The organism is Nakamurella sp. A5-74, from assembly GCF_040438885.1.
Classification (GTDB): domain Bacteria; phylum Actinomycetota; class Actinomycetes; order Mycobacteriales; family Nakamurellaceae; genus Nakamurella.
On record NZ_CP159218.1, the window covers coordinates 3,212,679 to 3,229,432 of the forward strand.

Below are 16,754 nucleotides of genomic sequence, written 5' to 3' on the forward strand. Positions count from 1 at the left end.
GCCGACGACCGTTGGTCAGAGCAGTTGCAGCTGTCGGATCCGGTCGGCGACAGCACGGCGCGCCACCGCGGAGTCCGGGGCGAAGACCTCGAACCCGTGCGGACAGCCCGGGTGGACGTGCAGCTCCGTGGCCACGCCGGCAGCCATCAGTCGACGGGCATAGGTGACGTCCTCCTCGGCGAAGATGTCGAGCTGGCCGACCTCGACATAGGCCGGGGCCAGGCCCTTCAGCGATCCGGCTCTGGCAGGAGCGGCCGAAGGCGGGACGTCGTCCCCACCGGCGGCGTCGCCGAGCAGGCTCCCCCACCCGGTGATGTTGTCGTCGTAGGTCCAGACCGCGAACGGCGCGATCGCCGGATCCGGGGAGGTGTTGCGGTCGTCCAGCATCGGATGGATGAGGATCTGCCGCGCCACCGGTACACCGCGATCCCTGGCCAGCAGCGCGAGCCCGGCGGACAGGCCACCACCGGCCGAGTCGCCGATGACCCCGATGCGTTCCGGGTCCGCGCCCAGGTCTGCAGCGTGATCGACCAACCACCGCAGCGCGGCGAAGCAGTCCTCGACCGGCGTCGGATGCGGGAACTCGGGCGCCAGGCGATACTCGACCGCGACCAGCGGGACCCCGGAGGCCTGCACGTACGAGCGCAGGAACGGGTCGTAGATCTCCACCGAACCACCGATCATGCCGCCGCCGTGGACGTACAGCGCAGCGGAGCCCGACGGCTGCGCCGGTCGGTACATCCGCAGTTCCAGCTCGGCCCCGTCGACCTGCAACGACGTCGACTCGACCGTCACCTCCGGCGCCGGCGGTACCAGAGTTCCCAGTACCGAGAACAGCTGGCCCATCGCCTCCCTGCGCCCGGCGACGTCGCCCACCGCGAGAGGTACGGGCTCCCCTGCCTGCGCCACCAGCGCCTGGAGCGCAGCGCCCACCTCCGGATCGAGTGTCAACGTCATCGTCTGCTCCTGTTCTCGGGAGGGTCAGGGCGTCATCATCGCCACTGACCGCAAGTCCGGTTCGTCCCATCGTGCCACCCGGTGCTCCTACCCTGGTCGGGTGCCGACGCCCGCATCCGGATCCTCCGCCCTCCGGCCCCCCTCGCTCCGGCGAGTGCCGGCTCTCCTGGAGCAGACCGGTGCCCGACTGGACGGTGAGCCGTTCCGCACCGCCGCCTGCCTGCTCTGCCCGGTGACCTGGCGGGGAGCTCCCGCGATGCTCAAGGTGACCGCTGCGCCGGAGGAACTGCGGGGCATCGAGGCGCTGGGCCACTGGGACGGACGGGGTTCGGTGCGCGTGCTGTATCGGGACGCTGACGCGACGATCATGGAGCGAGCCGGAGCAACCCTCCGGGTGTCCGAGCCCGACGACGCCGTCCGTACCGCGACGTTGACCGCGGCGGTACGGGTGCTGCACACCCTCCCGGCACCGGCGAGCGGAGGGTTCGTGCCGCTCCGAGATCATCTGCGTAGCCTGCTTGACGATCGCGACGACCGATTCGCACAGGCCCGCCGCTTCGCGCAGGAGTTGTTGCAGCGCAACGAAGAACCCGTCCTGCTGCACGGTGACGTGCATGCCGAGAACCTGCTCGCCTCACCCCGCGGGTGGTTGTTCATCGATCCGAAAGGCGTCATCGGCCCGCGAGCCTTCGATCACGCGAACATCTTCACGAACTGGACGCTTCCCGAGGCGACCGAAAACTTCGATGCCAGACTGGCGATCGTCTGCCGTCAGGCCGCGATCGGGGAACGGACGATGCTGGAGTGGATCGTCGCCTGGTCGGGGGTGTCGGGGATCTGGCACCTGCAGGACGACGATCCGGAAGAGGCCGCGTTCCCGCACACCGTCATGGCGATGGCCCTGCAACGCCTCAGCACCGTCCACTGAATCAGCGCGGCCGATCCCCGGAGCGCTGGACACCCGGTGCACCCTGAACACCTGTGCACCCGGGGCATCTGTGCACCCTGGACACCCGTGACCGACCTCGGTCACACCCCCGGACCGACGGGATCCACTCGGTGCAGCAGCGCCGAGATCCCCTGCAGCATCAAACCCTGCCCGTACAACTGGGGACGGTCATCGCGGATCACGCTGTAGCCGAAGGGCACCAGCTGCAGCACCGTCCCAGCGCTCACCCTGGTGAGGATCCCGTCGTCCACGTATGCCAGGGCGCCGCGCACCGCCAGCTCACCGGCGGCGCCCACCGCGACCGGCAGCTCCGGCACCAGGGTGCCGGCCCGGATCATCGCCGCGCCGATCCCCGCCGCCGCAGATGTCTCGATGATCCCGGCGTTCTCGACCTGGTCGTCCACCAGAACGCTCCAGACACCCTGCTGCGGCTGATGATCCAGCAGGGCAAGGAGCTGCCGGGTCAGGGCAGCACGCACCTGCGCGGTGACGTCGAGCTCCGCCAACCCGGCTGTCCGTGCCAGCTGCAGGTACTCGACACCCGCCAATGCAATCCAGGCATTCGCCCGACCCCAGTGACACCAGATCGTCTCCCCGCGGTGTGATCCGTGGGCGCAAAGCCCGCTGGTCGGGTGCTGCAACCGCTTCAGGTGCAGCATCAACTGGCGCCCGAACAGCTCGACCAGATCCGCTCTCTCCCAGAGGATTCCCAGCTCACCCACGAAGAGCCCGGCCATGTAGACGGTGTCCGCCCAGACCCCACCCGGCCAGTGCTCCCAGGTGCCATCGGCATCCCGGGTGGCAGCCGGCGAGGTGGTCAGCCAGTTGTACAACCGTTCGAGCACCCCGGCGTCGATCCCCGCGCCTGCAGCGACTCCCCGGACGGCAGCCGTTCCGGGTGCGACGTCGTTGATGTGGTCCGGCAGCAGGCCCCGGGTCGCGAACTGCTCGAACCAGCGGGAGACCTCATCGGGAAAGGGCTTCCCGCAGACGGAGGCGAACTCCGTCATCCCGGTCAGTGCCACGCCTTCGGGCCAGAACCAATGCGGCAGACCGAGCTGCAGCGTCGCCGCGACCACCTCGTCACCGATCCGGCGCAGCGCCTGCGGCGTGCAGTCCTGCGGCGGCAGTGGTGATCGCGGCGGAGCGCTCAGCTGCGCCGAGGTGGTGTCCTCACCGGCCATCGGTGCCGCCCTCCGTGCCCGTCATCGATCGCCCCGACGTCCCGACCGCGGACGCCGGCTCCAGCCGCCGGCCTCGGCGCAGATCGAGCACCAGGCGCTCCCCGGCCCACTCGGCCACCAGCTGCTCGTCGCCGAAAGCACTGCGGCAGGCCGGATTCGACAGATGCAGCGGATCGGCGACCACCCCGGTGGCGTCCAGATCGATCGGTACCCCATCCACCGTCGGGCTGCCGGACCAGGTCACCTCGGCGCGAGTGCCGTCCGCAGCAGTCCACAGCACACCGGGCTCTCCGGTCGCCCGCGGGTGGTACTCCACCGACCCGAGGGACGCGACGAACTCGTCGACAGAGCCGTGGGTGGAGCGGCCGCCGACGACGCAGATGAACGCCTCGCCGCGCCCGTTCGGGGTGAACGACTGATGCGCGCCGTCACCGACCAGGACCTCGTCCAGGCCACCCTCGGCGGTCACCGCCACATATCCGTCCCCCGAACGCCCGCACAACCACTCTCCTGCAGGGCGCACCTCGTCGAACAGCGGCTGCGGGAACCACAGGTGGGTCCCGCCGACGTCGTCCGCCGGCAACCGGTGCAGTGCGATCACGGCGTTGCCGATCTGCCGTACCCGCGGCAGCACCCGTTGGCCTGCCCAGGCGTTGGGTCGCGCCGACGGCGAGATCGAGTCCGTCGCCGGGTTGGTCGCGAACACCTGGATCTCGGCCCCCAGGGTCGCGCCCCAGATGTGTTCCTGCAGACCGGGCAGCCCGCTGCGGTAGTCCTGCACGCTGGAGAGCATCACGTCGGGGGTACGCCAGACATGCACGTCCGAGCCGTACGGGCGGTCCAACAGATCGTGCTGCCGCCGATATCGGCCGCGGTACACCTGTCGACCGGACCAGACGGCATCCGGCCCGCAGTCCCCGGAGCCGATCGCCCTGACCACCGGAGGCACCCGGTAGTGCCGGGCGGTGGTCAGCACCGTCACCGGCAGCACTGCCGAGTTCAGGCTGCCCATCCCCCAGAGCGCCCACATCATCGGGGCCGTCTCCTCGAACCTCCCCGACCGCAGCGTCGGGGTGTAGGACCGGCCGTGCGCCGAGCCGTGGATGCCCTTCCACGAGTTGGCGGACAGGGTGAGCAGGATCTTGTCCAGCAGCGCTTCGGCCTTGCCCCGCAGGGCGTCGTCGGTGCTCCACTCGACCAGCGACGCCAGCGCCAGTGAGTCGATGGCGAGGTAGGCGTTGGAATCGAACTCGCTGAATCCGCCGACCAGTTTGCGCTGCAACCACTTCCGCGCGAGATCGGAGCCGTGGGCGGCGTGCTCGCGGCCCGTCATCCCGGCGTTGACGAACCGTTCGTCGGGGAAGGTCTGTCCGACCAGGATCTCGGCGGTGTGCCAGACGAACTGATGGTTCTCGGTGAAATAGCACATCGCGTCCAGGCCCGGCTGGTCGATCCAGTACTTGAACTCCAGCAGGGCATCCCGAACCTGTCCGCGGCCGCCATCCGGCCACAGTTCCGCGGGAATGCGGTGCCAGAGGTTCAGCAGGCCGACCGCCTCGAAGTCGGCGCAGTCACTGCGCGACGTGATCATTCGCAGCGCCGGTTCCAGATCCAGCGGATCCGGGCCGACGCCGTCCAGCTCGAACCTCGCCAACGCCCTGGCGGTCCCGGCGGAGGAGTCGGCGGCGTGCCGCAGCACCTCGCTCCGCCACCGTTCCGGGTCGCCGACCGGCACCGTGCGATGCGCCCTCGGCAGGACGCCGACCGCCAGCTCCCTGTTCACCGGGCTGCGCGGGTCGTCGACCGACAGGGTGAATCGTCGCTCGCTGGTGGTGAGCATCGAGGCGGGCACCTCGTCGGTCTCCGCGTCCAATGCCAGCACCGCAGCGCCGACAGCATCCAGTCGAACGGTCCGTACCGCCCCCCGATCCGGGGTCACCAGCAGCCGGAGCCCGGCAGGACCGGACAGCTCGACGTCGTCGCCGGCCACGGCCCAGCGATCGACCGTCAGTCGTTCCAGCAATGCTTCGGCCCTGGCCGAGGTGTACTCGTCGGCACCGGGGCTGGGGATCACCACCTGCACCGGCGGACCGTCCAGCCGCAGCCGGAGCACGTGGCGGACCTCCCTGAAGGCGACCTGCCAGGTCGCGATCAAGATCGTGCTGGACCCGGAGCGGAAGCGCCATGGGTACCGGCTGACGAGCGGCTCCATGTAGCTGACCGCACTGCTCTCGCCGACGGGCTCGCCGTCGATCCACAGCAGATACGGTCCGGTGCAAGCGATCTCGACGGTCCGCCACTCTGCTTGGTCGACCTCGACGGCGGTGGCGGCGATCCCCTCGGAGTACTCGGGTGTGTAGCAGAAGCGGCTCCAGTCGACGAGACCGTCCCGGCCGGTGTGCCTGCGCTGCCAACTCCCCTCCCGCACAGCTCCGTCGTGGGTCACCCGCTGCATCGGGCCGGCCTCGGTCACCGCGGCGAGGTCCGGACAGGTCCTGTCCAGCGGGTGTCGGGCATGCAACGCGACCTTGGTGGGCGCGACGTCCGGGCCGTTGGTCAGCACCCACCGACCGGCACCCCACGGGTCACCCGCGTCGGCGAACAGTTCGGCGAGATGGTCCTGCGGCACGGGCCAGGTGAAGGCCGGAACGACCAGCCAGTCACGGACCAGCCCGGTGGGATCGGTGAGATGGACCGTCCTGCCGGTCGGTCCCCACGGTAGGTCGACCTGCTCGCTCAACAGCTCTCCTGGAATGTCGAAGGGGTGAAGCAAGTGCTCGCGCCCGGCGGATGGCGACAGCTGCGCTACTTGAGACCTGTCTGTGCGATCCCCTGCACGATCTGGCGTTGCATGATCAGGAAGATCACGATCACCGGCAGGATCGAGAGCACGGAGACCGCCAGCACCAGGTTGAACGGGATCACCTGCTGGCTGGAGAACTGCGCGAGCGCCACCGGCAGCGTGTAGACCGCATCGTCCTGAGCGACGATCAGTGGCCACAGGAAGTCGTTCCAGCGCCAGATCACCGAGAAGATCGCCACCACGGCGAGGGCCGGCTTGCACAACGGGATCACCACCCGCCAGAACAGCCGCCACTCCCCCGCACCGTCGATCCGGGCCGCCTCCAGGGTCTCGTCCGGCAACGTCAACATGTACTGACGCAACAGGAACACCCCGGTCGGCGTCGCAGCGGGCGGGATGATCAGACCCCACAACGAGTTCGTCAGCCCGAGCGAGGAGACCATCTGGTAGACCGGCAGCAGGATCACCTGCAGCGGAATCATGATCGTCGCCAGGGTGAGGATGAACAGGAAATTGCGTCCACGGAAGTTGAAGCGGGACAACGCATAGGCAGCCATCGCGTTGATCAGCAAGGTCAACGCCGTCGCCGAGAAGGTCACGATCACGCTGTTCAGGAAGTACCGACCGAAGGCGAAGGACTCCACAGCGTCGCGGTAGTTGTCCAGCGTGAAGCTCTGCGGAAAGATCGTCGGCGGGCTCTTCGCGAGCTCCGACTGCGACTTGAACGAGCTCAGCACTGCCCACACGATGGGGATCACCATGCAGATCGCGCCGGCTGTCAACGCGGTCCCGCGGATGATCGAGGAGGTCGACGGTGGCCGTCGACCGGTCGATGAGGTCCAACTCCGCCGACGGCCGTCCTGCGGCGGTGCGGCCGTGACCAGTGTGCGCGTCACCGAGGGCCGGTCCGCCGCATCCTGCACCGCCAGTTCGGCATCGGTCGGTCCGGGCTGGTCGCCCGCCCTGGAAGCTCGTCGATTCATCACACCGCTCCCTTACGTCGTCCGAGGAAGTAGTTGATCAACGTCACTGCGAACACGACGACGAAGAACAGCACTCCGCCGGCGGCCGCCAGCCCGTACTGGATCGGTGACTGGAAGGCCTTCTCGTAGATGTACTGGACGATCAGCGTGGTCGCCCCGACAGGGCCGCCACCGGTGAGGGTGTAGATGTAGTCGAAGGCCTGGAACCCGCTGATGGTCGCCAGCACCAGGACGACCAGCATCGTCGGCCGCAGCAGCGGCAGGGTGATCCGCCGGATCTGTTGCCACGCAGAGGCTCCGTCGATCGTGGCAGCTTCGTTGAGGTTGGCGGGGATGGACTGGAGACCGGCGAGCAGGATCATCGCGTAGAAGCCGACGTGCGTCCACAACCCGACCCCCACCACCGAGATCATCGCCAGACCCGGCTCGCTGAGCCAGCCCGGTTTGCCCAGCCCCCACGACGACAGGACAGCGTTGACCAGGCCGTTCTGCCGGGTCAACGCCCAACTCCAGATCAGGCCGACGACGACGGGCGAGATGACCACCGGCAGGAAGTAGGCGGCGCGGAGCAGACCGCGCCCCCGTCGCTGCGCGTTGAGCAGCAGCGCCAGCACGGTTCCGAACAGCACACACCCGATCACGAAACCCACGACGAAGATCAGGGTGTGCAGCACCACCGACCGGAACTCGGGGTCGGAGAGGATCTCCTGGTAGTTCTGGGACCCCACCGGGGTGAAGGTCCGGCCGTTGCTGGAGTCGAACAGGCTGATGTTGAAGCCGTTGATCGCCGGCCAGATCGTGAACAGGCCGAAGACGATCATGTTCGGCGCCACGAACAGGATCGGGACCCACCAACGACGCCTGGTGACCGACCCGCCGCGTACGGGACGCGGCGGTCTGCTCGCCTCGGCGGGGGCAGACACGGTCGCAACCGTCATTTGCCCGCGCTCTCGACGTTTCCGGTGATCTCCTTCTGCAGCGCGGCGACGGCGGTCGGAACGTCGACCTCACCGGCGGCGAGCGCCGACATCTGTTCCACCAACGAGGTGGCGGATGCGCTGAACGCCGGGCTGGACACCGTGGCGAAGTCCTCCGTCGGTGTCTTGGCGACATCGGCGAGGAAGGCGTTCATGTCGTCGCCGCGCTCCGGGTAAGTCACACCGGACTCGACGAGATCGCGGCGGGTCGGCAGCCAACCGGCCACCGGATCGATCTGCGCCTGCTGTTCCTTCGAGTTCATGAACTGGAGGAAATGTGCTGCCAGCGCCGGGTTCTTGCCGCCCTGGAAGGCGACCATGTACTTGCCGCCCGGGAATCCGCCGCAGGTCTCCTCGCACGGGTTCGGCACGGCGGCCCAGCCGAACTTCGCCGACGAGTTGAACTGCGCGACCTGCCAGTTGCCGGAGATGTAGACCGGCACGGCTCCGGCCAGGAACATGTCGTTGGCGCCCTTGTAACGGCTGCCGGATTCGAGCCAGAAGTCTTTCTGGACGGTGCCGTCCTGCATCAGGCCGGACAGCAGACCGAGCGCCTTCTCGGTCTTGGCGGTGTCCAGCGCCTGCTTGCCGTCGGGGCCGATCATCCGGGTGCCGAACTGGCTCAGCACCGTGCTCAGCCGGTGACCCGACTTGTCGATCGCGATCGCGGACTCCATCTTGTTGGCCGCCTGCACCTTCTTCGCATCGGCGACCATCGTCTCCCAGGTCCACGGCTTGTCGGCGGTGGGCAGCGCGACGCCTGCCTTGGTGAAGGCATCGGTGTTGACGAGCGGCCCATTCATCGTCAGATCACTCGGCACCGCCACCATCGCACCCGCCGCATTCTTCGATGCGGCGGCTGAGCCCTCGATGAACTCGCCGGCGAAGGCCGACCCGACGTACGGATCGAGTGCCACGAGCTGGTCATCGTACGGATGCCAGTCGGCGACCCTGGCCACATCCGGCGAATCGCCGCCGGAGAGCCTGGCCTGCAACGACTTCTCCAGGTCGGCGAACGGCACGATCTGCAGGTTTACCTTGGCGCCGGTGTCCGACTCGAACGCGGCGATGGCCGTCCTGGTGGCCTTCTCGTCGGGACCGTCGGTGAAGTACACGTAGGTGAGGGTCTGCCCGGCGAAGCTCTTCGGGTCGACGCTCGAAGGCGCTACGGAGGACGCCGGGGCGGCAGCGGACTGCGATCCGCTGACCACCTCACCCGGCGAACAGGCAGCAAGCACCAGCGCTCCCGCGGCCAGACCCAGGATCGGACGGAGACGGTGTCGGAGTGGAGATCGCATCAGCTGCAGGACCTTTCGACTCCGAGATCGATGCGTCCCGACCCCATCGTGCGGGTCGACCTCGGCGTGACACCGATGCTAGGGTTCGTCCCGTCATAAGGGAACACCATCCCGCCTGACGGGACAATGAACACTGGGGTTTCGCTCGCCGTCCAGCCCGGACCACCAGGTCCGCCACGCATGCGGACGACCACGACCCACGCCGGGCAGTCCTGCGGCGGCATCGAAAGGGGATCGACGATGACCTCGGACGCAACCGGAGCCACTGCCGCACCCGGAGCCGCCGGCTCCGACGTGACGACGGAAGTCAGGCTGACCACCCATCCGGACGACATGGACACGCTGTCTCCCGCGGCTCTCCGAGCACGGGTGCTCGTCGACGATCTGTTCGTGCCCGGGGAGCTGAAGTTCGTGCTCTCGCACCACGACCGGATTCTGATCGGCGGTGCGATGCCCGCCGGTGGCAGCCTGGAAGTCACTGCGCCGCAGGAGATCAAGGCCCAGCACCTGTGTGACCGGCGGGAGCTCGGGGTGGTCTGCCTGGCGGGATCCGGCACTGTCACCGCCGATGACGACGAGCTGCCCATGGCGCCGGAGTCGATCGCCTACCTCGGTCAGGGCACCCGCCGGGTCACCCTCTCCGGTGATGCCGTCTTCTACCTGGTCTCGGCACCGGCGCACCGCCGGCACCCGACCGTGGTCCGCACCCGGGACGAGGCGGAGGCCGTGCCCGTCGGCGACGCCGGGAAGGCCGGTGCCAGGACCATCCGCAAGTACGTACACCAGGACGGCATCGCCTCCTGTGAGTTGGCGCTGGGGATCACCACACTCGAACCAGGCAGCGTGTGGAACACCATGCCCTGCCACACCCATGACCGCAGGACGGAGGTCTACCTCTACTTCGACCTGCCCGCCGACGAACGGGTGGTACACCTGTGCGGCCGGCCGGACAACACCCGCAGCGTGATCGTCGCGGACCGGCAGGCAGTGATCAACCCGCCGTGGTCGGTGCACTTCGGTGCCGGTACCGCGCCGTACAAGTTCATCTGGTCGACGGCCGGGGAGAACCTTGCCTACGACGACATGGACTCGGTCGCGACTGCCGAGCTGCGCTGATCGATGGCCCAGCTCGCGGCGGATCAGCCCTGGTTGACCCAACAGTTCGGTCTCAGCGGTCGCACCGCGCTGGTCACCGGCGCCCGCACCGGCATCGGTCGTGCGTGCGCGGTGGCCTTGGCCGCCGCCGGCGCCGATCTGGTGCTCTGGGCCAGGGACGCGACCGATCTCACCGATCTGGTGCACGAGATCCGCGGTCTGGGCCGCGAGGCACACCCGGTCGGCTGCGATCTGGAGGACATCGACGCCGTCGCCGAGCTGGCCGCCGGCCTGGCCGCAGAGAACAGCATCGACGTGCTGGTCAACAATGCCGGGATCATCCACCGGGAGCCCGCGGAACAGGTTTCGTTCGCCGATTGGCGGCGCGTGCTGTCGGTCGATCTCGATGCGCTGTTCCTGATCACCCAGGCGGTCGGCGGCCCGATGGTCGAACGGGGCAGCGGCAGGATCATCTCGATCGCGTCGCTGCTGAGCTTCCAGGGCGGGGTCGGAGTGTCCTCCTATGCGGCCGCCAAGCACGGCGTCGCCGGTCTGACCAAGGCGTTGGCCAACGAGTGGGGCCCACACGGCGTGACCGTGAACGCCGTCGCTCCCGGCTACGTCGCCACCAACAACACGGCAGCGCTGCGCGCCGATCCGGTGCGGGAACCGCAACTACGCGACCGGATCCCGCTCGGCGAGTGGGCCACCCCCCAGGACATCGCGCCGTCCGTGGTGTTCCTCGCGTCGCGCGCAGCGCGGTACCTCAACGGACAGGTGATCGCGATCGACGGCGGTTGGCTGTCACGATGAGGGGTGTGCAGCCGACCGTGACCCCGGCATCCCCGTCCGATCCGGGCCGGGCGGCGGCGCCGAGCGCGATCGGCAAGATGACCTCCGTGATCGAAGCACTGGCCGACAACCGGCGGGTCGTGGAGATCTGTGCGGCGACCTCGCTGACCTCCTCGACCGTCCACCGGATCCTGCAGGAGCTCGTCCAGCTCGGTTGGGCTCGGGAGGACGACGACCGCGGGTACTCCCTCGGGCCACGGGTACTGGCCATCGCCGGGCGGGTACCGCAGGAGTCGGCCGTCGTGCGCGCTGCGAAGGGCGCGCTCCAGCTGCTCAACAGCCAGACCGGGCACGCGGTCCACCTCGGATCGCGGCTCGGTGACGAGATCGTCTATCTCGACAAGCTCGAGGGGAGCCGGTCGTACCACATGCGCTCCCGGATCGGCGTCGTCGTGCCGATCCACACCACCGGGATCGGCAAGGCCATGCTCGCCCACTGCGACGACGACGAGGTGACAGCCCTGCTGGAGCGGACCGGAATGGCTGCACGCACCGAGTACTCGATCATCGACACACCGGCGTTCCTCACCGAACTGGCCGCGACCCGGCAACGGGGCTACGCCGAGGACCTCGAGGAGAACGAGCTGCACACGCGCTGCGTGGCGGCCGCGATCCTGAACCACCGAGGGCTCCCCGTCGCCGGGATCTCCGTCTCCGCGTTGGATTTCGACCTCGACCGCGGGCGGATGCGAGTTCTCGGGCCGTTGGTCGCGGCGGCAGCCGGTACCGTCACCGCGGCTCTCGGTGGCGCCGCACCTGCCGACTGAGCTCCGGCGCCGATCCCGCCGGACACGGACGCCCGACCGGCCGGCCACCGATTCAGCCGATGACCCGCCGCGCATTCCGCTGCTCGACGCGCCTGCCCCGCTCCTCGCGCAGTACCGTGATCACCAACCGCGGCAGCAGATCCCGGCTCCGTCGGATCAGCCAGGGGGTACCCCGGACGATCAGCCACCACAGTCGCTCGCGCCGCGGCGGCGGGTCCGGGACCGGTGACATCACTGCCTGCATCCCGAACCCCCGCTCCCCCAACAACTCGGCCACCTGATCGGCGAGCAACCGGTGTCCGAGGGGGGAAGGATGGATGCGGTCGATGTGCAGGACCCGATCTCCCCCGACCTGCTGGACCCGAGTACTGTCGAGCACCAGCAATCCAGCCGCCGGTGAGACCCGCTGCACCGCAGCGAGAGTCACCGCTCGCACCAGGTCCATGCGGCGAGCCAGCACCCGCCGCACGATCGCCGGGGCCGGCAGGGCTCGTCCGACCGGCGGCGGCATCAGCAGCACCACGGTGCACCCGGTGGCGAGCAGCCGCCGCAGGGTCTGCTCGACGGCTGAGCCGACGTCGCGCGAGTCGAAGTCGCCGCGGAGCACGTCGTTCCCGCCGACCATCAGGGTCGCCACCGCCGGCTGCGACGCGATGGCCGCGTCGAGCTGGTCCGTGATCACCGTGTGCGCCCTGGCCCCGTTGGCGGCGAGGTTGACGAGCGTCCCGCCCAGCACGTGGGCCAGATGGACGGCCCAGCCCTGCTCGTCGACGTCACCCACGCCGACCGTCACGGAGTCCCCGAGTGCGACGATGCGCGGCCGCGACGGCGCGGCCGCCAGCGCGCACAGCCCCGGGGCCCGCAGCCGCCGATCGACGTCGCGCACGGGGACGGCGATGATCTCGACGTCCACGAGGGGCGCAGGCGACGGCGCGGTCGATGTGCTCATGCCCGCAGCTCCGACCCGATCCGGTGCACGCTGAGCATCTCGTCGATCGTGCGGGACCACGGGAACTGCTCGGCACGCGCCCGCGCTGCAGTCGAGCGGCCCGCGGCGGCGAGCGTGAGCACCGCGTCAGCGAATGACTCCGGGTCGCCGGAAGCGGCGCGACCGACGGCCGGGTCGTCGCCGATCACCTCGGGGAGTGCGGACGCGGCGTTCACCACCACCGGCGTGCCGGCCGCCAGGCACTCCAGCGCGGCCAGCCCGAACGTCTCGATCGGTCCCGGTGCCAGCGCGATGTCGGCCGCGCGTTGCCGGGCAGCGACCTCGGCACGGTCGGTGACGAATCCCAGGAACCGCACCGGATGCCCGGCAGCCAGGCGCTCGAGGCGCTGCCGCTGCGGACCGTCGCCCACCACGGTCAGATGGGCATCGACGCCGCGCCGGCGCAGCACGATCAGCGCCCGCACTGCCAGCTCCACCTGCTTCTCGACCGACAACCTGCTGCAGACCAGCAGCTCCAGCGTTCGATTCCGACCCGAGGCCGGAACTCTCGAGGAATCAACGGCCACCTGCGCCGAGAGATCCACGCCGAGCGGGACGCGTCGGACGTTGGTCGCGCCGATCCGTTCGAACTCGACAGCGGCGAAGGACGTCGTGGCCACCACCTGACCGAAAGATGTTGCAGTGCGGCGGTTTCGCAGATCGGCCAGCCGTCGCGCCGGCCCGGCCGGAATGCCGACGGACGCCAGCACCCCGTCCAGACGTTCGTGGGCGAAGAACACCGTCGGGACGCCGCGCTGCCGTGCCCACGTCCCCAGCCCGTGCAGCGTCGACCGGTCGCTGACCTCCAGTCGGTCGGGACCGAGCTGCTCCAGCAACCGACGCACCGACTGCGTGCGGACGATCACCCGGTAGTCACCGAGCAGCCGCACCACCGGGGACGCCACGGTGTACACGGTGCCGAAGTCGGTCTCCAGCCTGGCGTCCTGCTCTCCGGGTACCACTGCCGAGAAGTGATGTCCCGCAGCCAGATAGCCCCGACCCAACGCCTGCAGACAGGTCCGCAGACCGCCGGAACGCGGGCCGTAGAAGTTCGCCACCTGGACGATGTGCAGCGGCGCTGCGCTCATCGCCTGATCCCGGAGTGCTCGTGGATCGCATGTCGGTAGTGGGCGATCAACTGATCACCCAACACCTCCCAGCTGCGTCCTCGCACCGCCTGCCGCGCCGCGGCACCGAAGGCCCGCCGCTTCGCGCCGTCACCCACCAGATCGAGCACCGCGGCGCGGAGCCCGGCGACATCACCGGGAGCATAGAGCCACCCGGTGCGTGAGGGCACCACCAGCTCCTGGACGCCCCCGGCGGCTGGCGCGATCACCGGGACTCCGCACGCCAGGGCCTCCTGCACCGACTGGCAGAACGTCTCCGATTCACCCGGGTGCACCATCACGTCGAAGGACGCCACCGCGTCGGCGAGGTCGTCGCCGGTCAGACTGCCGGTGAAGATGGCACCAGGAAGCAACGCACGCAGCTTCGTCCTGGACGGACCGTCACCCACCAGCACCAACTGCACAGCCGGCAGGGCGTCGAGGACGGCGAGATCCTCCAACTGCTTCTCCGGTGCAAGGCGACCGTGGAACCCGACGACCACCCGGCCGGGGGCCGCGAACCGACCGACGGTGCACGTGCGGGGGCGGAATCGCTCCACGTCCACGCCCCTCGCCCAGCGATGAACCCGCGGCACTCCCCTCTCGTGCAGCGCCTGCTCGGCATGCGCCGAAGGTGCCAACGTCCGCGCTGCGGCGCCGTGGATCTCCTGGGTGCGGTTCCAGATCCTCATGGACCAGCCGGGAAAGCCGTACCGCTCGGCAAATGCTGCCACGTCGGTCTGGAAGACGGCCACCGTCGGCACGTCGAGGGTCGACGCCGCCTTGGTCGCGGTGTTGCCCAGCAGCAGCGGTGACGCCAGGTGCACCACGTCCGGCGCGAACGCACCCAGCAGTTCGGTCAGTCGGTGCGCGGTGGCCACACTGATCCGGACCTGTGGATACCCGGGCACCCCCATCGACGGCACGTGCACCACCGGCGTCCCCCGGTAGCTGATCGGGGCCCGATGTCCGGCGGCGACCACCATCGCCGGATGACCCCGGGCGCTCAGGTGGTCCAGGACACGGAGCACCGAACCGGTGACACCGTTCAGGTGGGGTAGGAACGATTCCGCAACCACGGCAACGCGCACGTGATCATCACTCCACAGGGAGGGGACGACGTAGCCGCGATCGGACGAATACGGGGCCAACACTGGTCGACAGGCGTTCGCTCCGCGAATGGGCGTCGTCGACCGGGTGAGCCGGGCCGGTGTCGGCGCCGGCTTGAGTACCCGCCAGTACGATCAGCCCGGTGGAGCGTGCCCAGGATGTCGAGCGAAAGCGCCTCGTGCGCCCGACCGTCCTGGACACGGAGGTACCCGCACCCCGGCCTGCGGAGGGGGAACCTGCGGTGGCAGCCGGTCAGGATTCGTCCGGCCCCGGCGAATCCGTGGTGCCCCGCCCCCGGGAGATCCGTGGTGACGCGATCGAGACGGCTCCGACCGCGTTCCGGCAGATGTTCTTCGACTCCCCGGTGGCGATGGGCCTGGCCGACGAACACGGAGCGTTCATCGCCGTCAACCCGGCCATGTGCCGACTGTTCGGCCGGCCGGACCACCAGGTGCTGGGCAGTTCGAGCATCCCGTTCACCCACCCCGACGATCTGGCCGGGCACAGTGGTGCCGGTTCCCTGATCCGCAACAGTCCGCACGAGGCCCCGCAGATCCAAAAGCGTTTCGTCCGGCCGTCCGGCGAGGTCAGATGGGTCTGGATGTCCATCTCGCACACCCGCGGCCCGATCGGACAGGAGTGGACGATCGCCCACATGCAGGACGTCACCGACCTCAAGTCCGCGGACCTGCTGCTGCGGGACTCTGAGCAGCGGTTGCGCACGGTGATCAATGTCGTCCGGTCGCTCCCGTCGGCGGGCGACTTCCGCAACGAGATGGTCCACGCGGCCATGCGGATGATCGATGCCGACGGGGCCGTGCTGCTCGAGCGCAGTGACGAGAACGCCTCGCTGGTCGTCACCGCCGCGACCGTTCCGCCCGCCGTCGGCGCGACCCTCCCCTGGGAGCCCGGTTCCAGCTTGGGGCGCGCCTGGATGTCGGGAGAGGTCCGCACGCTCGACTCGGCAGCGATCGCGGCCGATCCGCAGCTCGGCGATCGCCTGCACCACATCGCTCTGGCGGCCGTGGACGTGGTCCCGGTGCGACTGGAGACCGACGTGGTCGCGCTGCTGTTGGTCGGGAGCCGGACGGCACCGGGTCCCGGTGGACTCGATCCGCACGGCATGATGCCGCTGCTGGCCGGGCAGACGGCGATGGCCGTCCACCAGGCCACCCTGCTGCGGCGGCTGGAACTGCTCGCGACGACCGACGAACTCAGCGGATTGGCCAACCGACGTTCCTGGACCGAGCGCCTGCCGATGCTGATGAGCTCCGCGCGCGACACGGCACGGATCCTCGTGGTCGGGTTGGCAGACCTCGACCACTTCAAGGCCTACAACGACGCCCATGGCCATCTCGCCGGGGACGAACTGATCAGGAGGTTCGGCCGGGCAGCCGGCTCAGCCCTCGCCGCCGATCAGGACACGGGGTCCGTGCTGAGCCGCTGGGGCGGAGAGGAGTTCGCCCTCGCCCGGGTCGTGGACCGCATCGAGGACGTCGAGCCTGCACTGCGAGTGCTCGGCGACGCCGTCCCCGACGGGGAGACCTGCAGCGTCGGCTATGCGATCTGGGACGGCAGCGAGTCGGTCGAGCAGCTGATGGAGCGTGTCGATCGTGGGCTGTACGAGGCGAAACTGGCGGGCCGCAACCGCATCACGTTCTCGCCCTGACCCCGGATGAGGACCG

The 16,754-nt window shown here is 69.3% G+C and carries 14 protein-coding genes; 5 read left to right on the plus strand and 9 right to left on the minus strand.

What is annotated here, in order from left to right; translation table 11 throughout:
- Positions 1 to 15 precede the first annotated feature (15 nt).
- Positions 16 to 957, minus strand: coding sequence for an alpha/beta hydrolase (locus ABLG96_RS14805; protein ID WP_353648125.1), 942 nt, complete (start codon positions 955 to 957; stop codon positions 16 to 18).
- Between the two features lie 100 nt (positions 958 to 1,057).
- Between ABLG96_RS14805 and ABLG96_RS14810 the strand changes: the two genes are divergently transcribed.
- A complete protein-coding gene (locus tag ABLG96_RS14810) occupies positions 1,058 to 1,885 on the plus strand; it encodes an aminoglycoside phosphotransferase family protein (protein ID WP_353648126.1) in 828 nt (275 codons plus the stop codon).
- A gap of 101 nt (positions 1,886 to 1,986) precedes the next feature.
- On the opposite strand, the gene ABLG96_RS14815 is transcribed toward ABLG96_RS14810, so the two are convergent.
- The 5 genes from ABLG96_RS14815 to ABLG96_RS14835 all read right to left on the minus strand — a co-directional run bounded on the left by ABLG96_RS14815 (position 1,987) and on the right by ABLG96_RS14835 (position 9,151).
- Positions 1,987 to 3,090, minus strand: a complete 1,104-nt coding sequence (locus tag ABLG96_RS14815; protein WP_353648127.1) for a glycoside hydrolase family 88 protein — start codon at positions 3,088 to 3,090, stop codon at positions 1,987 to 1,989.
- Positions 3,080 to 5,830 carry a hypothetical protein gene (locus tag ABLG96_RS14820; RefSeq protein ID WP_353648128.1) on the minus strand — a complete coding sequence of 917 codons (2,751 nt, stop codon included), beginning with the start codon at positions 5,828 to 5,830 and terminating at the stop codon, positions 3,080 to 3,082. Before ABLG96_RS14820 ends, ABLG96_RS14815 begins: the two co-directional genes overlap by 11 nt.
- A 65-nt stretch (positions 5,831 to 5,895) precedes the next feature.
- On the minus strand, positions 5,896 to 6,876 hold the full coding sequence (locus ABLG96_RS14825; protein ID WP_353648129.1) for a carbohydrate ABC transporter permease: 981 nt from the start codon (positions 6,874 to 6,876) through the stop codon (positions 5,896 to 5,898).
- Positions 6,876 to 7,799, minus strand: a complete 924-nt coding sequence (locus tag ABLG96_RS14830; RefSeq protein WP_353648130.1) for a sugar ABC transporter permease — start codon at positions 7,797 to 7,799, stop codon at positions 6,876 to 6,878. Before ABLG96_RS14830 ends, ABLG96_RS14825 begins: the two co-directional genes overlap by 1 nt.
- 11 nt (positions 7,800 to 7,810) lie before the next feature.
- Positions 7,811 to 9,151, minus strand: coding sequence for an extracellular solute-binding protein (locus tag ABLG96_RS14835; protein ID WP_353648131.1), 1,341 nt, complete (start codon positions 9,149 to 9,151; stop codon positions 7,811 to 7,813).
- A 240-nt stretch (positions 9,152 to 9,391) separates the two neighbouring features.
- Between ABLG96_RS14835 and kduI the strand changes: the two genes are divergently transcribed.
- From kduI to ABLG96_RS14850, 3 genes are read left to right on the plus strand one after another with little or no spacing between them, the layout of a single operon-like run.
- A complete protein-coding gene (gene kduI, locus ABLG96_RS14840) occupies positions 9,392 to 10,267 on the plus strand; it encodes a 5-dehydro-4-deoxy-D-glucuronate isomerase (RefSeq protein ID WP_353648132.1) in 876 nt (291 codons plus the stop codon).
- A gap of 3 nt (positions 10,268 to 10,270) precedes the next feature.
- Positions 10,271 to 11,059 (plus strand): SDR family oxidoreductase, encoded by a 789-nt coding sequence (locus ABLG96_RS14845; RefSeq protein WP_353648133.1) that lies wholly within the window; start codon positions 10,271 to 10,273, stop codon positions 11,057 to 11,059.
- A gap of 5 nt (positions 11,060 to 11,064) precedes the next feature.
- Positions 11,065 to 11,865: an IclR family transcriptional regulator gene (locus ABLG96_RS14850; protein ID WP_353648134.1), complete on the plus strand. Its 801-nt coding sequence runs from the start codon at positions 11,065 to 11,067 to the stop codon at positions 11,863 to 11,865.
- Positions 11,866 to 11,917: 52 nt separating this feature from the next.
- Here the strand turns inward: ABLG96_RS14850 and ABLG96_RS14855 are convergent, their stop codons facing one another.
- From ABLG96_RS14855 to ABLG96_RS14865, 3 genes are read right to left on the minus strand one after another with little or no spacing between them, the layout of a single operon-like run.
- The gene (locus tag ABLG96_RS14855; protein ID WP_353648135.1) at positions 11,918 to 12,814 is read right to left on the minus strand and encodes an SGNH/GDSL hydrolase family protein; all 897 of its coding nucleotides are present in this window, start codon (positions 12,812 to 12,814) and stop codon (positions 11,918 to 11,920) included.
- Complete coding sequence (locus tag ABLG96_RS14860; RefSeq protein ID WP_353648136.1) at positions 12,811 to 13,941, minus strand: glycosyltransferase; 1,131 nt, start codon at positions 13,939 to 13,941, stop codon at positions 12,811 to 12,813. Before ABLG96_RS14860 ends, ABLG96_RS14855 begins: the two co-directional genes overlap by 4 nt.
- Positions 13,938 to 15,050 carry a glycosyltransferase family 1 protein gene (locus tag ABLG96_RS14865; RefSeq protein ID WP_353648137.1) on the minus strand — a complete coding sequence of 371 codons (1,113 nt, stop codon included), beginning with the start codon at positions 15,048 to 15,050 and terminating at the stop codon, positions 13,938 to 13,940. The genes ABLG96_RS14860 and ABLG96_RS14865 overlap by 4 nt, the downstream gene beginning before the upstream one ends.
- Positions 15,051 to 15,211: 161 nt before the next feature.
- Here ABLG96_RS14865 and ABLG96_RS14870 point away from each other — a divergent pair, with 161 nt between their 5' ends.
- On the plus strand, positions 15,212 to 16,738 hold the full coding sequence (locus ABLG96_RS14870) for a diguanylate cyclase (protein ID WP_353648138.1): 1,527 nt from the start codon (positions 15,212 to 15,214) through the stop codon (positions 16,736 to 16,738).
- The last annotated feature ends 16 nt before the right edge of the window (positions 16,739 to 16,754 follow it).

Coding starts and splice junctions, on each gene's coding strand:
- ABLG96_RS14805 (WP_353648125.1), bottom strand. CDS start 957: ATGACGTTGACACTCGATCCGGAGGTGGGCGCTGCGCTCCAGGCGCTG.
- ABLG96_RS14815 (WP_353648127.1), bottom strand. CDS start 3,090: ATGGCCGGTGAGGACACCACCTCGGCGCAGCTGAGCGCTCCGCCGCGA.
- ABLG96_RS14825 (WP_353648129.1), bottom strand. CDS start 6,876: ATGAATCGACGAGCTTCCAGGGCGGGCGACCAGCCCGGACCGACCGAT.
- ABLG96_RS14835 (WP_353648131.1), bottom strand. CDS start 9,151: ATGCGATCTCCACTCCGACACCGTCTCCGTCCGATCCTGGGTCTGGCC.
- kduI (WP_353648132.1), top strand. CDS start 9,392: ATGACCTCGGACGCAACCGGAGCCACTGCCGCACCCGGAGCCGCCGGC.
- ABLG96_RS14845 (WP_353648133.1), top strand. CDS start 10,271: ATGGCCCAGCTCGCGGCGGATCAGCCCTGGTTGACCCAACAGTTCGGT.
- ABLG96_RS14855 (WP_353648135.1), bottom strand. CDS start 12,814: ATGAGCACATCGACCGCGCCGTCGCCTGCGCCCCTCGTGGACGTCGAG.
- ABLG96_RS14860 (WP_353648136.1), bottom strand. CDS start 13,941: ATGAGCGCAGCGCCGCTGCACATCGTCCAGGTGGCGAACTTCTACGGC.